This window comes from Microlunatus sp. YIM B11417, from assembly GCF_059617205.1.
Genome location: NZ_JCAMPJ010000002.1, coordinates 681,701 through 699,080, shown reverse-complemented (window position 1 = coordinate 699,080; position 17,380 = coordinate 681,701). Strand labels below are relative to the sequence as shown.

Annotated in this window: 15 protein-coding genes; 4 read left to right on the top strand and 11 right to left on the bottom strand. The window is 68.1% G+C overall.

The features are described 5' to 3' along the window. Nucleotides 1-26 precede the first annotated feature (26 nt). Nucleotides 27-1,991 carry a M13 family metallopeptidase gene (locus AC6CCG_RS13640; RefSeq protein WP_496655086.1) on the top strand — a complete coding sequence of 655 codons (1,965 nt, stop codon included), beginning with the start codon at nt 27-29 and terminating at the stop codon, nt 1,989-1,991. 19 nt (nt 1,992-2,010) lie between these two features. Beyond that, nucleotides 2,011-2,424 (top strand): class I SAM-dependent methyltransferase, encoded by a 414-nt coding sequence (locus AC6CCG_RS13635; protein ID WP_496655085.1) that lies wholly within the window; start codon nt 2,011-2,013, stop codon nt 2,422-2,424. Nucleotides 2,425-3,244: 820 nt separating this feature from the next. Here AC6CCG_RS13635 and AC6CCG_RS13630 read toward each other — a convergent pair. From AC6CCG_RS13630 to AC6CCG_RS13610, 5 genes are read right to left on the bottom strand one after another with little or no spacing between them, the layout of a single operon-like run. Further along, nucleotides 3,245-4,036 carry an ATP-binding cassette domain-containing protein gene (locus AC6CCG_RS13630; protein WP_496655084.1) on the bottom strand — a complete coding sequence of 264 codons (792 nt, stop codon included), beginning with the start codon at nt 4,034-4,036 and terminating at the stop codon, nt 3,245-3,247. After that, on the bottom strand, nt 4,029-5,066 hold the full coding sequence (locus tag AC6CCG_RS13625; RefSeq protein WP_496655083.1) for an ABC transporter ATP-binding protein: 1,038 nt from the start codon (nt 5,064-5,066) through the stop codon (nt 4,029-4,031). Before AC6CCG_RS13625 ends, AC6CCG_RS13630 begins: the two co-directional genes overlap by 8 nt. Further along, on the bottom strand, nt 5,063-5,977 hold the full coding sequence (locus tag AC6CCG_RS13620; RefSeq protein WP_496655082.1) for an ABC transporter permease: 915 nt from the start codon (nt 5,975-5,977) through the stop codon (nt 5,063-5,065). The genes AC6CCG_RS13625 and AC6CCG_RS13620 overlap by 4 nt, the downstream gene beginning before the upstream one ends. After that, on the bottom strand, nt 5,941-6,966 hold the full coding sequence (locus tag AC6CCG_RS13615; protein WP_496655081.1) for an ABC transporter permease: 1,026 nt from the start codon (nt 6,964-6,966) through the stop codon (nt 5,941-5,943). Before AC6CCG_RS13615 ends, AC6CCG_RS13620 begins: the two co-directional genes overlap by 37 nt. A 43-nt stretch (nt 6,967-7,009) precedes the next feature. Beyond that, on the bottom strand, nt 7,010-8,800 hold the full coding sequence (locus AC6CCG_RS13610; RefSeq protein WP_496655080.1) for a peptide ABC transporter substrate-binding protein: 1,791 nt from the start codon (nt 8,798-8,800) through the stop codon (nt 7,010-7,012). Nucleotides 8,801-9,009: 209 nt separating this feature from the next. Here AC6CCG_RS13610 and AC6CCG_RS13605 point away from each other — a divergent pair, with 209 nt between their 5' ends. Next, nucleotides 9,010-10,086 carry an inositol-3-phosphate synthase gene (locus AC6CCG_RS13605; protein ID WP_496655079.1) on the top strand — a complete coding sequence of 359 codons (1,077 nt, stop codon included), beginning with the start codon at nt 9,010-9,012 and terminating at the stop codon, nt 10,084-10,086. Here the strand turns inward: AC6CCG_RS13605 and AC6CCG_RS13600 are convergent. The 5 genes from AC6CCG_RS13600 to AC6CCG_RS13580 form a co-directional block, all read right to left on the bottom strand. After that, nucleotides 10,083-10,421 (bottom strand): hypothetical protein, encoded by a 339-nt coding sequence (locus AC6CCG_RS13600; RefSeq protein WP_496655078.1) that lies wholly within the window; start codon nt 10,419-10,421, stop codon nt 10,083-10,085. The two genes, AC6CCG_RS13605 and AC6CCG_RS13600, sit on opposite strands and share 4 nt — an antisense overlap. A 145-nt stretch (nt 10,422-10,566) precedes the next feature. Beyond that, nucleotides 10,567-11,652 carry an ABC transporter ATP-binding protein gene (locus AC6CCG_RS13595; protein ID WP_496655077.1) on the bottom strand — a complete coding sequence of 362 codons (1,086 nt, stop codon included), beginning with the start codon at nt 11,650-11,652 and terminating at the stop codon, nt 10,567-10,569. A gap of 13 nt (nt 11,653-11,665) precedes the next feature. Continuing rightward, on the bottom strand, nt 11,666-12,559 hold the full coding sequence (locus tag AC6CCG_RS13590; protein WP_496655076.1) for a carbohydrate ABC transporter permease: 894 nt from the start codon (nt 12,557-12,559) through the stop codon (nt 11,666-11,668). Next, nucleotides 12,556-13,521, bottom strand: a complete 966-nt coding sequence (locus tag AC6CCG_RS13585) for a carbohydrate ABC transporter permease (protein WP_496655075.1) — start codon at nt 13,519-13,521, stop codon at nt 12,556-12,558. Before AC6CCG_RS13585 ends, AC6CCG_RS13590 begins: the two co-directional genes overlap by 4 nt. Continuing rightward, on the bottom strand, nt 13,518-14,837 hold the full coding sequence (locus AC6CCG_RS13580; protein ID WP_496655074.1) for an extracellular solute-binding protein: 1,320 nt from the start codon (nt 14,835-14,837) through the stop codon (nt 13,518-13,520). The genes AC6CCG_RS13585 and AC6CCG_RS13580 overlap by 4 nt, the downstream gene beginning before the upstream one ends. A 222-nt stretch (nt 14,838-15,059) precedes the next feature. On the opposite strand from AC6CCG_RS13580, the gene AC6CCG_RS13575 reads away from it, so the two are divergent. Beyond that, nucleotides 15,060-16,406, top strand: coding sequence for a hypothetical protein (locus tag AC6CCG_RS13575; protein WP_496655073.1), 1,347 nt, complete (start codon nt 15,060-15,062; stop codon nt 16,404-16,406). Nucleotides 16,407-16,490: 84 nt separating this feature from the next. Here AC6CCG_RS13575 and AC6CCG_RS13570 read toward each other — a convergent pair whose 3' ends face one another. Continuing rightward, entirely contained in the window at nt 16,491-17,333 is an 843-nt protein-coding gene (locus tag AC6CCG_RS13570; protein WP_496655072.1) for an endonuclease domain-containing protein, read from the bottom strand. Nucleotides 17,334-17,380: the final 47 nt, after the last annotated feature.

Here is a 17,380-nt window from a genome sequence, read left to right as displayed (position 1 = left end):
TCGTTGCTCTGACATAACATGCATGGGTGACCGACACCGTACCCGTGCCCGCGATCGACTTCTCCGCCTTCGATCACGACGTCCGCATCGCCGACGACCTGTTCCGCCACGTCAACGGCCGCTGGATCGCCGAGACCGAGATCGCCGACGACAAGCCGATGGCCGGCTCCTTCATCGCGCTGCGCGATGCCGCCGAGGCTGCCGTACGCGACATCATCACGGGGCTGACCGAGGGCGAGCCCGGCAGCAACGAGGCCAAGATCGCGGATCTGTACGCGAGCTTCATGGACGCCGACGCGGTCGAGGCGGCCGGGGCGAGCCCGCTGACCGGCCTGCTCGCCGAGGTCGACCAGACCGACACCCCGGCCGAGTTGGTGCGCCTGATCGGCAGCTTCTACCGGCGCGGGATCAGCGGCCTGGTCGGGCTGGACGTCGAATCCGACCCGGGCGACCCGAACCGGTCGGTGATCTTCGTCGGGCAGTCCGGCCTCGGTCTGCCGGACGAGGAGTACTACCGGCTCGATGATCATGCCGAGATCCGGACCAAGTACCAGGAGCACATCGCGGCGTCGTTCGCGCTCGCCGAGGTCGACTACCCGGCCACCCAGGCCAAACGGGTGCTCGACCTGGAGACCGAGATCGCGGCCGCGCACTGGGACAAGGTGAAGACCCGGGACCTGCGGCTGATGTACAACCTGATGACGCTGGAGGACTTCGAGCAGACCTACGAGGCGCTGAACTGGCCCGAGTATGCGGCCGGCCTCGGCGTCGACCGGGAGACGATGGCCGAACTGGTCGTCATGCAGCCGTCGTTCTTCTCCGAGATCGGTGGGCTGCTCACCCGTGCCCGGCTGGACTCCTGGCGGGCCTGGGCGCGGTGGAAGATCATCTCCTCGCTGTCGCCGTACCTCGCCAGCGCGTTCGTCGACGAGCGATTCTCCTTCTACGGAACGGTTCTGTCCGGCACGCCGAAGCTCAAGGAACGGTGGAAGCGCGGCGTCGAGCTGGTCGAGGGCTCGCTCGGCGAGGCGGTCGGCCAGATCTACGTGGAGCGGCACTTCTCGCCGACCGCGAAGGAGCGGATGGACCGGCTGGTCGGACACCTGATCGAGGCGTACCGGCAGTCGATCACCGACCTGGACTGGATGACCGAGGACACCAAGAAGGAAGCGCTGGACAAGCTGGCCAAGTTCCGGCCGCACATCGGCTTCCCGTCGAAGTGGCGCGACTACTCGTCGCTGGAGATCCGCCGGGACGACCTGATCGGCAACGTCGCCCGCGCGGTCGACTTCGAGATCACCCGCAACCTCGCCAAGGTCGGCCAACCGGTCGACCGCGAGGAATGGATCATGACCCCGCAGACGGTCAACGCCTACTATCACCCGCTGCGCAACGAGATCGTCTTCCCGGCCGCGATCCTGCAGCCGCCGTTCTTCAACGAGCACGCCGACGACGCGGTGAACTACGGCGGCATCGGCGCGGTGATCGGCCACGAGATCGGGCACGGCTTCGATGATCAAGGTTCCACCTGCGACGGCGACGGTGCGCTGCGGAACTGGTGGACCGAGGACGACCGGGCGGCGTTCGAGCAGCGTACGGCCGCCCTGATCGAGCAGTACGACGCGCTCGAGCCGGCCCAGACGCCGGGCCACAAGGTCAACGGCTCACTGACGATCGGCGAGAACATCGGCGACCTCGGCGGCCTGTCGATCGCGCTGAAGGCGTTCCGGCTGGCCACCCAGGACGCGCCGGCGGAGTCGATCGACGGCTACACGCCGGAGCAGCGGCTGTTCCTCAACTGGGGCGCGATCTGGCAGTCCAAGGCCCGCACCGAGACGGTGCTGCAGCGGCTCGCGGTCGATCCGCATGCGCCGAACGAGTTCCGCTGCAACCAGATCGTCCGCAACGTCGAGGCGTTCTACGAAGCGTTCGACCTGCAGCCGACCGACGCCCTCTACCTGGACCCGGACAAGCGCGTCAGCATCTGGTGACCCCGTACGCGAGCTGATCATGGACGGCGCCGACCCGACCGGCTGGTCCGCGGCCGCCGCCGAGTGGTCCAGGCTGTGGGGCGATCACCCGCGCCCGGTCTGGACCAAGATCATCCGGGCGGCCGGGATCGGCGCCGGCAGCAGGGTCCTGGACGTCGGTTGCGGCTCCGGCGAGTGGCTCGGCCACCTGGCCGGGCTCGGCGCCGACCTGGCCGGCGTCGACCCCGCGCCCGGCATGATCGAACTCGCCCGGGAACGTCTTCCGACCGCCGACCTCCGGATCGGCGGCTTCGATGATCTTGCTTTCCCCGCGGCCGCCTTCGACGTCGTGACGTCCGTGAACGCCCTGCAGTTCGCCGCCGATCCCGACTCCGCCCTGGCGACCCTGGTCCGGGTCACCCGGCCGGGCGGTCACGTCGCCATCGCCAACTGAGCCGAGGACGCCCGGAACGACCTGTTCCGGATCGAGCAGGCGATCGCCGAGGCCACCGGCACCGAGATCCTGCCCGGCGGTCCGCTCCGCGAGCCCGGCGGTCTGGAAGCCCTGTTCGCCCGCGCCGAACTGCCCCCGAAGGATGCGGGCCCGGTCGCCCTCGACTGGCAGGTCAGCGAGCCGGACCTGCTCCGCGGCACACTGCTCGGCCATCCGCCGGAGCAGCGGGACGCGCTCACCCCCGTCGTCCTCCGAGCCGCCGCACCGTTCCGTACCGGCGAGGGCTACCGCCTGACCAACCACTTCCGCTACGCCCTCACCCAAAAATCCGCCGAGCCCGCCGGAACGCTCCGCCCCTGCAGCCGTGGATTCATCGAGTGTGACCCTACGACCGCTTGAGATCGATTTCAGAGGTACGGAAGCTCACACTCGACGATGTCACCGACCGTAGGTGGTTGGCGTGCTCGGCTGGGTTCGCCTTGGTCTTGTCGCACGACCCGCCCACGCACGATCCGCCCGCGCTCCTCGCCGAGCATCTCACCGTCGCTCCCGCCCGCTCCCGTAGCCGCAGCCCACGGCCACTTGTCGACGCGCACCACGATTGCCCCCGCGCACCAGGACGGGCCCCACGTCACGGTCCCGCGCGCATCCAGGACAAGCCCACGTCACGGTCCCGCGCGCATGGCGATGCCCCTGCGCACCCGCGAGGAGCACACTTCCACGTGCCGGACTGCCCCCACCGACCGGTCACTCACGCAGTGACACGCCGCAGAAACCGCTGCTTTGGTGACCGGTCGGCGAAAGGGAGGTGGGAGGGGGGTCAGGCGCGGACGGGGAGGACGGCGGCCAGGAGGGTCTTGGTGTACTCGTCCTGGGGGTCGGCGAAGAGTTGCTCGGTGGGAGCCTCCTCGACGATCTTCCCGGTACGCATCACGGCGACCCGGTCGGCCAGCCGTTCCACGACGGCCAGGTTGTGCGAGATGAACACGCAGGACAGGCCGAGCGAGCCGCGCAGGTCCTCCAACAGGGCCAGGATCTGCGCCTGGATCGAGACGTCCAGCGAGGACGTCGGCTCGTCGCAGACCAGCAGGTCCGGCTCCAGCGCCAGGGCCCGCGCGATCGCGATCCGCTGCTGCTGGCCGCCGGAGAACTGGCGCGGCGACAGGTCTGCGAAGCGCGGGTTGACGCCGACCAGTTCGAGCAGTTCGAGGGCCTTGGCCCGCCGGGACTCGCGGGTGCCGCGGTTGTGCAGCCGGAGCGGTTCCGCGACATTGCCGACCGCCGTGTAGTGCGGCAGCAGCGACCCGTACGGATTCTGGAAGACCATCTGCATCTTGCCCCGGAGCGCGTGCTGCGCCTTGCCGGTCAGGGCGGACAGTTCCTGTCCCTCGAACAGGATGCGGCCGGACGTGACCGGCTGCAGGCCCATGATCAGCCGGGCCAGGGTGGACTTGCCGCTGCCGCTCTCGCCGACGATGCCGACGGTCTCACCGCGGCGGACGTCCAGCGAGACGTCGTCGACCGCGAGGGTCTCGCCGGCCCGGCTGGAGAAGAGCTTGCTCACCGACTCCGCCCGGACCAGCACCTCGCCCTGCTTCGCTGACTCAGACAAGTGCCGCCGCCTTCCAACACGCCGCGCCATGATCAACTGACCCAGCCGACCCGGACTCGACCTTGATCAACTCCTGCTCCTCGGAGCACCGCGGCTGCTCGGCCTGGGTGCACCGTGGGTTGAACGGACAGCCCTTCGGCCGCCGCGCCAGGTCGGGCGGGCTGCCCGGGATCGGGATCAGCGGTAGGTCACGCCCGCCGACCTCGATGCTGGAACCCAACAACCCCACCGAGTACGGATGCCGCGGCCGGTCCAGCAGGTCCAGCGTCGTCGCCCGCTCCATCACCCGGCCGGCGTACATCACCATCACGTCGTCACAGAAGTAGCGCGCCACCCCGAGATCGTGAGTGATCATGATGACGCCGGTGCCCTGGTCCTTCAGCCCCGCCAGCAGATCGAGCAGCTGGCGCTGGATGGTCACGTCGACGGCCGTGGTCGGCTCGTCGGCGATCAGCAGCGCCGGCCGGGTGATCATCGCCATCGCGATCATCGCCCGTTGCCGCATGCCGCCGGACATCTGGAACGGATACATCCGGACCCGGCGTTCGGGCTCCGGGATGCCGACGTCGCCCAGCGCCTGGACGGCTCGCTTGCGGGCATCGGCCTTGTTGCAGATCCCGTGCCAGAGCAGGTGTTCGGTGAGCTGCCGTTCCACGGTCAGGGTCGGGTTCATCGCCTCCATGGCGTTCTGGAACACCATGCCGATGTCGCGGCCCCGGATCTTGCGCAGCTCTCGCTGCTTGAGCGCGAGCAGGTCCTTGCCCTGGAACCGCGCTGTGCCGCCGGCCACCCGGGCGGTCCGCGGCAGCAGGCCGAGCAGGCTGCGCACCGTGACGCTCTTGCCGCTGCCGCTCTCGCCGACGATCGCCAGCGCCTTGCCGGGTTCGACGGTGAAGCTGATCCCGTCGACGACGGTCAGCCGCTCACCGTCGGCCCTGCGGAACTCGGTCCGCAGGTCCGTCACCTCGAGCAGATGCGACCCTTCGACAGGCTCGGGGCCCTTCGACGGGCTCAGGGAACGTGCGGTCATCGCTGGTCTCCGCTCGCATCGAAGGCGTCGCGCAGGCCGTCGCCGACCCAGGTGAACGCCAGCAGGGTGAGGGCGAACAGCGCCGCCGGGAACAGCAGCAGGTGCGGCGCCGAGAGCAGCGACCGGACACCCTCGGAGATCATGCCGCCCCACGACGGGGTCGGCGGTTCGACGCCGAGCCCGAGCAGAGCGAGTCCGGCCTCGGCGCCGATCGCGGCCGGGATGCCGAAGCTGGTGGTGACCAGGATCGGGCCGATCGCGTTCGGCAGGATGTAGCGCACCGCGATCGTGAACCCGGACGCGCCCATCGACCGGGCCGCCTCGACGTACTCCCGCTGCTTCAGCGTGAGTACCTGGGCCCGGACCAGCCGGGCCTGGGTGACCCAGGACGCGATGCCGATGGCCAGGATCAGCGCGAAGATGCTGCGGCCGAGGACGGTCACCAGGACCACCGCGAACAGGTAGCTCGGGAACGCGTACATCACGTCGGTGCCGGCCATCAGGCCCTGCTCGAGCCGCCCGCCGACATAGCCGGCCAGCAGCCCGATGATCAACGCCAGGACGAGTGCGGTGACCTCGGCACCGAACGCGACCGACAAGGCGGTACGGAGACCGTAGAGCACCCGGCTGAACACGTCGCGCCCCAGCGCGTCCGTGCCGAGCAGGTGTCCCCCGACGCCCGGGCCCACCAGCTTGTTGTCGAAGTCGGTGTCGGTGTAGTGGAACGGTGCGATCAGCGGCGCGATCAGCGCGACGATGATCAACAGCCCACAGAAGATCAGGCTGCCCAGGGCCAACTTGTTACGGCTGAACCGGTCCCAGGCGTGCCGGAGCGGACTCTTCGTGACGACCTCGCGGGTCGGCACGGCGGCGGTCAGGCCGACGTCGGCTGTACTTTCGACTGTTGCCACAGCTTCCTCCCCCCTCGCAAGAATCCGCGTCCACCGGCTTCGGCGCGGATCCGCGGATCCAGTGCGCCATAGATCAGATCGACGATCAGGTTCACCACCATCAAGATCAACGCGAAGAACAACGTGGTGCCCATCAGCAGCGGCATGTCACGGCTCGCAGCGGCCTGGGTGAAGTAGAGCCCGAGCCCCGGGATCCGGAACAGCGTCTCCACGAACACGGTCCCGGTCATCAGCCCGGCCAGCAGCGGCCCGACCACGGTGACCAGTGGGATCAGCGAGTTGCGCAGCGCGTGCCGGATCACGACCGTGCTGTACGGACCGCCCTTGGCCAGCGCCGCCGTCACGTACTCCTCGCGGAGCGTCTCCAGCATGCTGGACCGGACATAGCGGGCCAGCACCGCCACCGGGCCCAGCGCCAGCGCCAGCACGGGCATGATCATGTTCGCCGGACCGTCCCAGCCGCTTGAGGGCAGCAGGTGCAGGGTCGCGGTGAAGAACAAGATCAGGAACGCCGCGGTCAGGTAGCTGGGCAGCGCGTGCCCGAGCGTGACCACGAACATCGCCCCGTGATCGCCGATCGAGTCCTTCCGCAGCGCGGCGAAGACACCGATCGGCACCGAGATCAACAGGGCGATGATCACCGCGATGATCGCCAGCGTCGCCGAGACCGGGAAGGCCGTGGCGATGATGTCCTGGACGTCCTGCCCGGCGTACTTGTACGACGGGCCGAAGTCCCAGGTGATCGCACCCTTCATGAAGATCAGGTACTGCTGCCAGGCCGGCTTGTCCTCGCCGTACCGGTTCTCCAGCTCGGTCACCATCTGCTCGGTGCCGGCACTGCCGATGTTGGTGGCGCCGCTGCTCACCCGGGCGATGTCGGCAAAGCTCCCGGGTGCCAGCTGAAGCAGCGTGAACGCGATGATCGACACCGCGATCAGGGACAGCACCAGCCGGAGCACCCGGCTGGCCAGATAACGCAGGAATCCCACGCCTCATCCTCCTCCTCGTCGATGAATCGGACCTGCCCGGCCGTCAGGCCTTCGGCTTCAGGCCCTTGAGGTAGAAGTAGTCCGGGTACGCACGCATGACGATCCCCTCGATCGTCGGGCGCACCGCGAAGTAGACGCTCAGCCAGAGCACCGGGATGTAGAGCGACTCCTGCTCCCGGATGCCGGCCGCCTCCTTGAAGATCGCCAACCGCTTGGCCGCGTCCGGCTCGGCGTAGCCCTTCGCCACCAGCTCGGCCATCTCACGCGACCCCGGCGAGCTCTTCTCCTTCAGCAGGGCGGCGAGCTGCTTGTTCTTGGTGCCGGCGTCGAGCTTCTTGTCCTGCTCGAGCTTCTGGTACTGCGCCCAGGACTCCGACGGCAGGCTGAACTTCTGCACGTCGATCGGCGACCAGAGCGACCCGGTGTAGGTCGGCCAGGTGGGCAGACCGGCGAACGTACCGAAGTAGAAGCCGATGTAGTCGCCCTTCTGGACCTGCCAGCGGCGCTCGACGTACACGCCGGACTCGACGATGTCGGGCCGGACCTTGATGCCGAGGTTCTTCTGCCAGACATCGGCCAGCGCCGCGATGATCGGGCTGTCCACGCCGGCCAGGATCCGGATCTCCGGCAGTCCCTTGCCGTCCGGGTAGCCGGCCTCGGCCAGCAGCCGCTTGGCCTGCTCGATGTCCTCGCCGAGGGCGAAGCTGTCGTCCCAGCCCTTGACCCGGCCGGGGACCAGGGTCTGGCCGGCCTTGGCTCCGGTGACGACGCCGGCCAGGGTGTCCCGGCTCATCGCCATCGACAGCGCCTGCCGGACCCGGACGTCCTCCAGGGCCGGGTTCTCGCTGCGCAGCTTGGCCAGGTAGGCGACGCTGTAGTTCTCGACCACCTTGAGGTGCTTCGACAGCTCGGGATCCTTCTGGAACCGGGCCACGTCGACGTCCGGGACCGACACGATGTCGGTCTCGTTGTTCTCGTACGGGACCGTCTGGGTGCCGCTCGCGGTCGCCTCGATCAACTGCACCTGGATGCTGTCGTAGAAGACCTGGCCGCGGTCCCAGTACTTCTCGTTCGGGACCAGGTCCAGGGTCGAGTTCATCACCCAGTTCTTCACCGCGTACGGGCCGTTGGTGATGAAGTTCGGCGGCTTCTGCCAGTCGTCCGGCTTCTCCTCGACCGTCTTCATGTGCAGCGGCAGCAGCGACGGGTGGCTCAGCGCGGGCAGCAGGTCCGGGTTCGGATTGGCGAGGGTGATCACCAGTTCCTTGTCCCCGGTGGCCTTGACGCCGACCTGCGACCAGTCCGTCAGCGCGCCGGAGAGGAACTCGACCGCGCCCTTGATCCCCGTCGAGGCCTGGTACGAGTTCGCGCCCAGCGTGGTCCCACCGGCGCTGGCGCCGGACGGGGTGAACAGCCGCTTGTACGTGGCCTCGAAGTCGTGCGCGGTGACCGGGTCACCGTTGGACCACATGGCGTTCTCGCGCAGCTTGAACGTGTAGGTCAGATTGTCGTCGGAGACCTCCCAGGACTCCGCCGTGGCGGGGTTCACCGAGTCTCCGGTCTCGGTCTGGGTGACCAGACCTTCGAGGATCCCGCGGGTCAGGATCCACATGCCGTTGGTGATCACCTGCGGATCCACGGTCTCGACAGTGGTGTAGGCGATCCGCAGCGACTTGGCACCTTCCTGCTGTTGTGGCTGGCTGCCGAAGATGTTGCACCCGGTCAGCGACCAGGTGCCCGTCGCGGCAATGCCGAGCGCTCCGGACAGACGCAGGAAGTCGCGTCGGTTGGCCGGTACCTTCGCCAAGCCCCCCGGCGACACGGACGTCTCCATTGATTCCACCTCTCTACCCCGGACTGTCGGCGGAGGCACACAGCGCCGTCGCCGCTTTGGTTGGACCATAATAACTATTTTGGGCCGCCCGTAAATCCTCGCCACCAACTTGTAACAATCCTCAGCCGTCCTTGCGGTGGCCCAGGACCGGCCGACGCTCTGCCTTGACCGGACAATCCCGGCCGGAACGGCTCGATTAGCCTGCCGTCGTGACTTCGATTCGGGTGGCCATCGTCGGTGTCGGCAACTGTGCGTCCTCGCTCGTCCAGGGGGTTCATTACTACCGGCACGCCCCCGAGGGCAAGGCCATCCCGGGCCTGATGCACGTACGGTTCGGTCCGTACCATATCGGTGATCTCGAGTTCGTGGCCGCGTTCGACGTGGATGCGAAGAAGGTCGGAGTTGATCTTGCCGACGCGATCCACGCCAGCGAGAACAACACGATCAAGATCAGCGACGTGCCGCCGACCGGGATCGAGGTGCTCCGCGGACCGACGCTCGACGGCCTCGGCGCCTACTACCGCGAAACGATCACCGAGTCCTCCGCGGCCGAGGTCGACGTGGTGGCCGCGCTGCGGCAGGCGCGGGCCGATGTGCTGGTCTCCTATCTGCCGGTGGGCTCGGAGGAGGCCGACAAGTTCTACGCCCGGTGCTCGATCGAGGCCGGCGTCGGCTTCGTCAACGCGCTGCCGGTGTTCATCGCGTCCGATCCCGAGTGGGCCGAACGCTTCCGCGAGGCCGGCCTGCCGATCGTCGGCGACGACATCAAGAGCCAGGTCGGTGCGACGATCACGCACCGGGTGCTGGCCAAGCTCTTCGAGGATCGCGGCGTCACTCTCGATCACACGTACCAGCTGAACTTCGGCGGCAACATGGACTTCCAGAACATGCTGGAACGGTCCCGGCTCGACTCGAAGAAGATCAGCAAGACCCGCGCCGTCACGTCGCAGATCCCGCGGGAGCTGGCCGACGCCGACGTGCACATCGGGCCCAGCGACTACGTACCGTTCCTGGCCGACCGCAAGCACGCCCTGGTCCGGCTCGAGGGTCGCGGGTTCGGCGATGTGCCGGTCCAGTTGGAGTACAAGCTCGAGGTCTGGGACTCGCCCAACTCCGCCGGCATCGTGATCGACGCCATCCGCGCCTGCAAGATCGCCCTGGACCGCGGCCTCGGTGGCCCGATCGACAGCGCGAGCGCGTACTTCATGAAGACCCCGCCGACACAGTACGACGACTCCACCGCCCGTGATCTTGTCGAGGACTTCATCCGCGGCGACGAGGGCTAGGCGCAGTTGGAGCCGGTGACCGCCCAGCCCGACCCGCCGCCCGTGCCGAGATCGACGATCTCGACCCGGTGGAGACCGTTGGCCCAGTAGAGCGATCCGTTCTCGCGCCTCATCGTCCAGCCGTCGCGCGGAGCGAGCGGCGAGGCACCCGTCGCGAGCCACTGTTTGAGAGCGGCCTCCGGAGTGGGCTCACCCACGGAGCCCGCCGCCACGTCGATCGCGACCTGGGCGCACTCGGCCGGCAGCGTCTCGGGCCGGCCGCAGCCGATCATGGTCGATCCGAGCAGGGCGATCGTGATGATCGCCCCCGCCCGGGAACCCGGCCGCTTCGCCATGGTTCGATGGTAGGCACTCCGGCCGGTATCGCGCCGGGCCGTCAGACGCAGCTCGCCGACGTGACCAACCAGCCGGAGCCGATGCCGCGAGAGAGGTCAGTGACGTCGAGCTGATGATCTCGACCGGGGATGCCCTTCGACGGGCTCAGGGCGCGGAGAGGGAGCGGCCGTCGGCGGCGGGGTCGAAGAGGTGCAGGCGGTCGGCGGCGAGGGTCAGGTGGAAGGGGGTGTCGGGCTTCGCGTCGAACGGGGCGGGCACCTTGGCCTTGATCAACTCGCCGCCCAGCTCGAGGGTGAGCAGGGCCTCGGCGCCGAGCGGCTCGGCGACGAACAGGCGGGCCGGGACCGAGGTGGTGGAGGGTACGTCGGAGACCAGGACGTGTTCCGGGCGGACGCCGAGGACCACCTCGCGGCCGACCGGATCGGCGCTGCCGGCCGGGACCGGACGGTCGACGGCGGCGTTGACGAAGCGGCGTTCGCCGTCGACCGAGCGCAGTTCGCCGGTGAGGAAGTTCATCGCGGGCGAGCCCATGAACGCGGCGACGAACATCGTTGCCGGTCGCTCGTAGACCTCGGTCGGCGAGGCGCACTGCTGCAGCACGCCGTCCTTCATCACGGCGATCCGGTCCGACATCGTCATCGCCTCGACCTGATCATGAGTGACGTAGATGAAGGTGCGACGAAGATCGGCGTGCAGCCGCTTCAGCTCGGCCCGCATCCCGGACCGCAACTGGGCGTCGAGGTTCGACAGTGGTTCGTCGAGCAGGTAGGCGCCGGCGTCGCGGATGATCGCCCGGCCCAGCGCGACCCGTTGCCGCTGCCCGCCGGACAGCTGCTTCGGCCGCCGTTCCAACAGGTTGGCGATGCCGAGCGACTCCGCCACTTCGGCCACGCGACGGGTGATCTCCGGCTTCGGTACCCGCATCATCTTCAGCGCGAAGCCGAGATTCTGCGCGACGGTCTTGTGCGGATAGAGGGCGTAGCTCTGGAACACCATCGCCACGTCCCGCCGGTTCGGAGGCAGGTGCCCGACCGGTACGTCGTCGAACCGGATGCTGCCGGAGGTGGACTTCTCCAGCCCGCAGACCATCCGCAGCGTCGTCGTCTTCCCGCAGCCGGACGGACCCACCAGGGTGAGGAACTCGCGGTCCTCGATGATCAGGTTCAGGTCCTCGACGGCCACGTTGCCGGCGAACTCCTTGCGCAGATGATCAAGCCTGACCTCGGCCATCTCGACGATCTCCCTATCCCTTGACCGAGCCCGCGGCCAGCCCGCGGACGATGAGGCGCTGGAACGCCATGACGATCACCAGCGGCGGGATCACCGCGAGCACGCCGGCGGCGGCCATCACCGTGTATTGGACGTTGATGTCGGTGGCGAAGTTGGCCACCACGATCGGCATCGTCTGGGTCTCGATCGAGCTGGTGAGGAACAGCGCGAACATGAACTCGTTCCAGGCGGACAGGAACGAGAAGATCGTCACCGTGACCAGACCCGGGGCGGCGATCGGCAGGAAGACCGTGCGCATCATCTGCGGCCAGGTGCACCGGTCGACCCGGGCCGCGTCCTCGAGCTCACGCGGGATGGTCCGGAAGTAGTCCTTGAGGATCCAGATCGTGAACGGCAGCGCGAACGTGGTGTAGGACAAGATCAACGCCTGGTACGTGTCGAGCAGGTGCAACGCCCGCATCAGCAGATAGAACGGGACGATGATCGTCACGCCGGGCACCATCCGGGTCGCCAGGTAGACCATCAGCAACGCGCGGCTGCCGCGGAACGGGATCCGGGCGAAGGTGTACGCGGCGAGCACCCCGAGCAGCAGATTGCACAGCGCGGTGAGACTGGCCACGATCGCGCTGTTCGCCATCGCCCGCGGCAGGTTCTGCGCGGCCCGGGAGGCGAACTCCGCCTGATCCGGGTTGAGGAAGCGCAGGTAGTTGTCCAGCGTCGGGCGCAGCGGGATCCACTGCGGCGGCACCGACACGGCGTCCGCCTCCTGCATGAAGCTGGTCGCGACGATCCAGTAGAACGGGGCCACGAAGAAGATCGCGAACATGATCGCCAGCAGGTAGACCACGATCTTCCGCCACGGGATCCGGTAGCGCAGCGGCACGGAGGCTTCGGCGAGTTCGGTCATACCTCGAAGCTCCCCCGCTTGTGCAGCGCGACCACGTACGCGATCGAGATGATCAGCGTGATGCCCATGATCACGTAGGCATAGGCACTGCCGAGCCCGACGTCCGTGTACGACAGCGACGTGCGGATCGCCTGCAGCGAGATCACATTCGTGGATTCGCCCGGGCCGCCGCCGGTGAGCAGGTAGACGATGTCGAAGGCGCGGAACGCCCCCATCGTCTGCAAGATCAACACCATCAGCAGCGGATGCAGCAGCCAGGGCAGGGTGACCTGCCAGAACCGCTGGAACGCGCCGGCCCGGTCGACCCGCGCGGCGTCGTACATCTCGGACGGGATCGCCGTCAGCCCGGCCAGCAGGATCATCGACGCGAACGGCAGCATGCCCCACACCTCGGCTGCGACGATGACCAGGAAGGCCGAGGTCGAGGTGGCCAGGAACGGCTGGTACTCGTCGATCACGCCGAGCCCGACCAGCAGCCCGTTCAGCGCGCCGACCTTCGCGTCGAAGATCCACCGCCACATCAGGCCGCCGACCACGCCCGGGATCGCCCACGGCAGCAGGATGAGACTGCGCAGCACGCCGCGACCGAGGAACGTCTCGTTCAGCACCAGAGCCAGGATCAACGACAGTACGGTCGTGATCACCACGACGACGACCGTGAACAGCGAGGTGATGCCGAGCGAGTTGAGGAAGGTCTGGTCGGTGATCAAGGACAGGTAGTTGTCCGCGCCGATGAAGCCGCGCTTGGCCGGCTGCTTCAGGTTGTTCCGCTGCAGGCTGAGCCAGAACGAATAGCCGATCGGGAACCCGATGATCAACGCGATCACCGCGAGCGCGGGCGCGTTCAGCAGCCAGGCCCGGGCGGTGTCGCCGAGCACCGGCCTGGTCGGGTCGGGACGGGCGCGGCCGGGTCGGGGCCGATCGGGCCGGACCCGGTCGCGTTGGGCCGTGGGAGCGGTCACGCGTACTTCTTCTCCAGGTCGCGGGCCGACGTGGCGAGCGCGGTGACCACCGAGGACGGATCGTCCTGGGCCGTGAGGATCCGCTGGATCCCCTTCTGCAGCTCGGTTTCGAACTCCGAGTACCACGGCTTGGCGACCACCGAGCGGGACGTCGCGGTCGCCGACAGCTCGGCATAGATGTCCGGATCACCCCACCGCTTCAGCTCCGCGATCACCTCCGGGTCCTTGGCCAGCTCCTCGAACGCGAAGCCGAGGCCGTAGTTGAGGAACCAGAACTTCGCCGTGTACGGCTTGCCCTCGTTGTCGAACCCGCCGAGGTAGGTGAGCAGCTTGATCGCGTCGTCGCGACGCTCGGTGTTGGCGCTGAGACCGTACATCCTGGTGGTCAGCACGCTGCCCTGCCCGGGACCGCCGAGGCCGGGGATCAGCGCCATCTTCATCTTGCCGGCGATCTTGGACTTCTTCGGGTCGTTGTACGCGCGGGCGCCGTAGCGCGAGGCGAAGGTGAAGGCGTACTGGCCGGAGGACAGCGCCTCGTCCACCGGCGTCGGTCCCATCTGCACCGAGGCCGGGTCGATGATCTTGGACACTCTGACCGCATCGTCCAGCCAGGTGAGCAGCTCCTTCGGCACCGGGTCGGTGGTGTCCATGATCGGCTGGAGTTGATCATCGAACATGGTCCCGCCGCTCCCGTACAGCAAGGCCCAGAACCACCCCCAGTAGGAGTCACTGAGCTGGGCGGCGAACCCGATCGAGTACTTGAGGATGCCGCGCTCGCGGAGCGTGATCGCCTGTTCGGTCAGCTCCTCCAGCGTCTTCGGCGGCCCGGACAATCCGGCCTTCTCGAGCAGCTCGGCGTTGTAGAGCAGGGCCGAGCAGTCGGTGTAGTACGGCAGGCAGTAGCGCTTGCCGTCGTGGGTCATCGCCTCGGCGTTGCCGGGGAAGATCGCCTGGTAGACCTCGTCCACGCCGGGCAGTCCGTCGATCGGCTGCAGGTAGCCGGCGTCGGCCCAACCGGCCATCGAGTCGTCGTAGACGTAGAGCGCGTCCGGCTCCGAACCTGCGGTGAACTCGGCCACCGTCTTCTGCACGTACTGCGAGCCGGTGATCGACGTGAAGCCGACCTCGATCCCCGACTGTTCCTTGAACCGGGCCAGGTTGTCCTCCACGGCCTGCGGCTCGTAGTCCCAACCCTGGAAGGCAATCGCGCCCCCGGCATCCTTGGCCGGGCCGCCGCACCCGGACAGCGCTGCCGAACCGAGAGCCAGCCCGCCGAGTTGCAGCAACCGCCGGCGGCCGATTTCGTCGTTGATCATGGTCCACCTCCAACACGCGTCACTCCGACGGTCCTCCGCCGACCGACCCGCGTCCAGACACCGCGGTCATTACCGCTAGACCACACGAGGCCTCTGCGAAGCTGGGATTTGCCGTCGTGCTAGGTACTTCCGGCAACTCGGAACCCGACTGGTCTAACGGGAGTTGCGAACCGTGATCGGCGCCCGGGAGCGGCTCGCTACCGTTTCGCTTCGGAGGTGGTCATGACCGATCTCGCGTACTACCTGACCTTCGGCCGGATGCCGACCCTCGGACTGGACGCCTGGCAGTCGATCTATCGCAGCTACGCCGCCGACGGTGCCAGCCGGATCGTGCTCTGGACCGGCGGCGGGTTCCGGTCCCGCCGGTTCCCGATCACCTGGCAGTACAACCGGGAGCACCGCAACATCGAGCAGGACTTCCTCGGCGAGTTGATCGACTACGGGCACACGCTGGGGATCAAGACGCTGCTCGGCTTCGTCCCGTACGACTACGACGGGATCAACCAGTTCCCGCTGGAACAGCCGCGGCTGCGGGCGATCGGCGCGGATGGGAACTACCTCGAATCGCAGGGCATCCACTGCTGGGGGTACGCGCTCAATCCGGCCCTCGAGGAGTCCCGGCGGCTGGTGCTGGACTACGTCCGCGAGCTCTACCGGGACTTCTACCCACAGGCCGACGGCATCCTGATCGAGTCCTCGGATCTCAAGCTGGGCAGCGGCACCGGCGACTACTTCAGCCTCGAGTACGACCTGATCAAGGAACTCTCCGAGGACTTCTGGAGTGATCATCCGGACGGCGAACTGATCATCTATCCGCACTACTTCCGTTCCGACCGCGGCCAGGCGCATCCGTACGACCCGCGCTGGCAGCTGGTCTTCACCTCGCACAGCGCCGACCTCGAGCCGGGCCTGATCGACCGGGCGAGCTACAGCTACTACGCCGACTATTCGATCATGGTCGGCGACCCGGAGCGGGTCCGCGCGTCCTGCCGGCTGGTCCGCGAACACGACATCGCCTGCTACTTCCCGCCGTTCGAGTTCTTCACCTACCGGCCGCCCCAGGCCGACATGCGGGAGCCGCACCTGATCGGCCGGCCGCTCCGCCCCTTCGGCTTCGATCACCTGTCCCGGCACGACAACCCGTACGAGGACCCGATCGTGGCCGTCAACCGGCACGCGGTCCGCGCCTTCCTCGCCGATCCCGACCTGTCCATGGACGAGTTCACCGCGCGCCTGGGGCCCGCCCTGCTCGGCCCGGCCGCCCGGCCCGGCGACGTCGAGGACCTGCTCACCCTGCACCGGCTGTACTTCCGCTCGAAGTCGTACTTCAGCGCCGGACCGGCCGCCGACCCCCGGATGCTGCACCACCGGCTGGGCGAGGGATCGATCGGCCCCGACGACCTCGCCTGGATCGCCGACCGACTCGCCGAACTCCCCGACCTCCGCACCCGCCTCACCGCCAGCCCGGAACCCGCCGCCGTCGCCCTCGCCGCCCGGGCCGACGACATCCTGTCTGCCTGGTCACCCTCCGACCGCGCCTTCCTGCACGCCCACCTGAACCGGACGTGATCGCGCGTGGGATTGTCGACAACCCCACGCGGATCGGCGGATTCAGCGTCGGGATGTCGACAACCGCGCCGTCTCCGGACGAGGTCAGCGGTGTTCGAAGAGGTTTCGCCAGGTTTTGGTGAAGGAGGGCGGGCGGCCACGGTAGCCGCGGGCCCGGAGTTGCTCGTCGATCGTCGCAGCGATCTCACGGGGCTGCTGCAGCCGACCGTTGGTGACCCGGATGACCGAGTATCCCGCCCGGACCGCAGCTTCCTGCCGGGCAATGTCGCGGCTCCATTGCATCGGGTCGGTGCGGTGGTGATCACCGTCGTACTCGATCAGGATCATGAACTCGTCCAGCGCAAGGTCGAACCGTCCGATCGGGGCCGTCCTCGTGCCGATCATGGGATTGCACCTCGGTTCGGGCAATCCGGCGAGCACCAGGAGCAGGCGGAGCCGCGTTTCCTGCGGTGATTCGGCGCCGCTGCGCGACAGTGCCGCCGCGCTTCGCGCGACCCGGCCGCCTGGTCCCGACGCACCTGCGGCGGCGCCGCGTAAGCCGTCGACGGTCACCGACCCGAGTCGGATCAACCAGTCGGCGGCGATCGTCGCCTCGACAAGATCAAGTTCGGCACAGGCAGCCAGCCAGGCGTCGGTCGGCACGGCGAGCCTGCGCCGGGCCGCCGGCAGCCGGCCGAGTCGGGAGAGCCGGACCCCTGCGTGAGTCGTGTGGCTGGTCCCGGCCGTAGCCACCCGCACCGGCTGCGCGGAGCCGACCTGGACACCGTGCAGCCAGAGCGCGGTCACGCCGATGATCACCGCGTCCGCGGGCATGACCAGCAGAGCGGCGGCCGCTTGCTCGGTCAAGGTCGGTTCGTCGGGCGAGTTCAGGTAGACCCCGCGGAACAGTCGACGGAACCGAGGGCCGGAGAGCTGGCGCTCGCTCAATCCGTGTCGTTTCGCACTCTGTACGGTCAGCAACCTGGGCAGTTCCA

What these genes read in the sequence shown, in the direction of transcription:
- AC6CCG_RS13610 (WP_496655080.1), bottom strand. Translation starts at nt 8,800, where the DNA reads ATGGAGACGTCCGTGTCGCCGGGGGGCTTGGCGAAGGTACCGGCCAAC.
- AC6CCG_RS13625 (WP_496655083.1), bottom strand. Translation starts at nt 5,066, where the DNA reads ATGACCGCACGTTCCCTGAGCCCGTCGAAGGGCCCCGAGCCTGTCGAA.
- AC6CCG_RS13600 (WP_496655078.1), bottom strand. Translation starts at nt 10,421, where the DNA reads ATGGCGAAGCGGCCGGGTTCCCGGGCGGGGGCGATCATCACGATCGCC.
- AC6CCG_RS13580 (WP_496655074.1), bottom strand. Translation starts at nt 14,837, where the DNA reads ATGATCAACGACGAAATCGGCCGCCGGCGGTTGCTGCAACTCGGCGGG.
- AC6CCG_RS13590 (WP_496655076.1), bottom strand. Translation starts at nt 12,559, where the DNA reads ATGACCGAACTCGCCGAAGCCTCCGTGCCGCTGCGCTACCGGATCCCG.
- AC6CCG_RS13575 (WP_496655073.1), top strand. Translation starts at nt 15,060, where the DNA reads ATGACCGATCTCGCGTACTACCTGACCTTCGGCCGGATGCCGACCCTC.
- AC6CCG_RS13635 (WP_496655085.1), top strand. Translation starts at nt 2,011, where the DNA reads ATGGACGGCGCCGACCCGACCGGCTGGTCCGCGGCCGCCGCCGAGTGG.
- AC6CCG_RS13595 (WP_496655077.1), bottom strand. Translation starts at nt 11,652, where the DNA reads ATGGCCGAGGTCAGGCTTGATCATCTGCGCAAGGAGTTCGCCGGCAAC.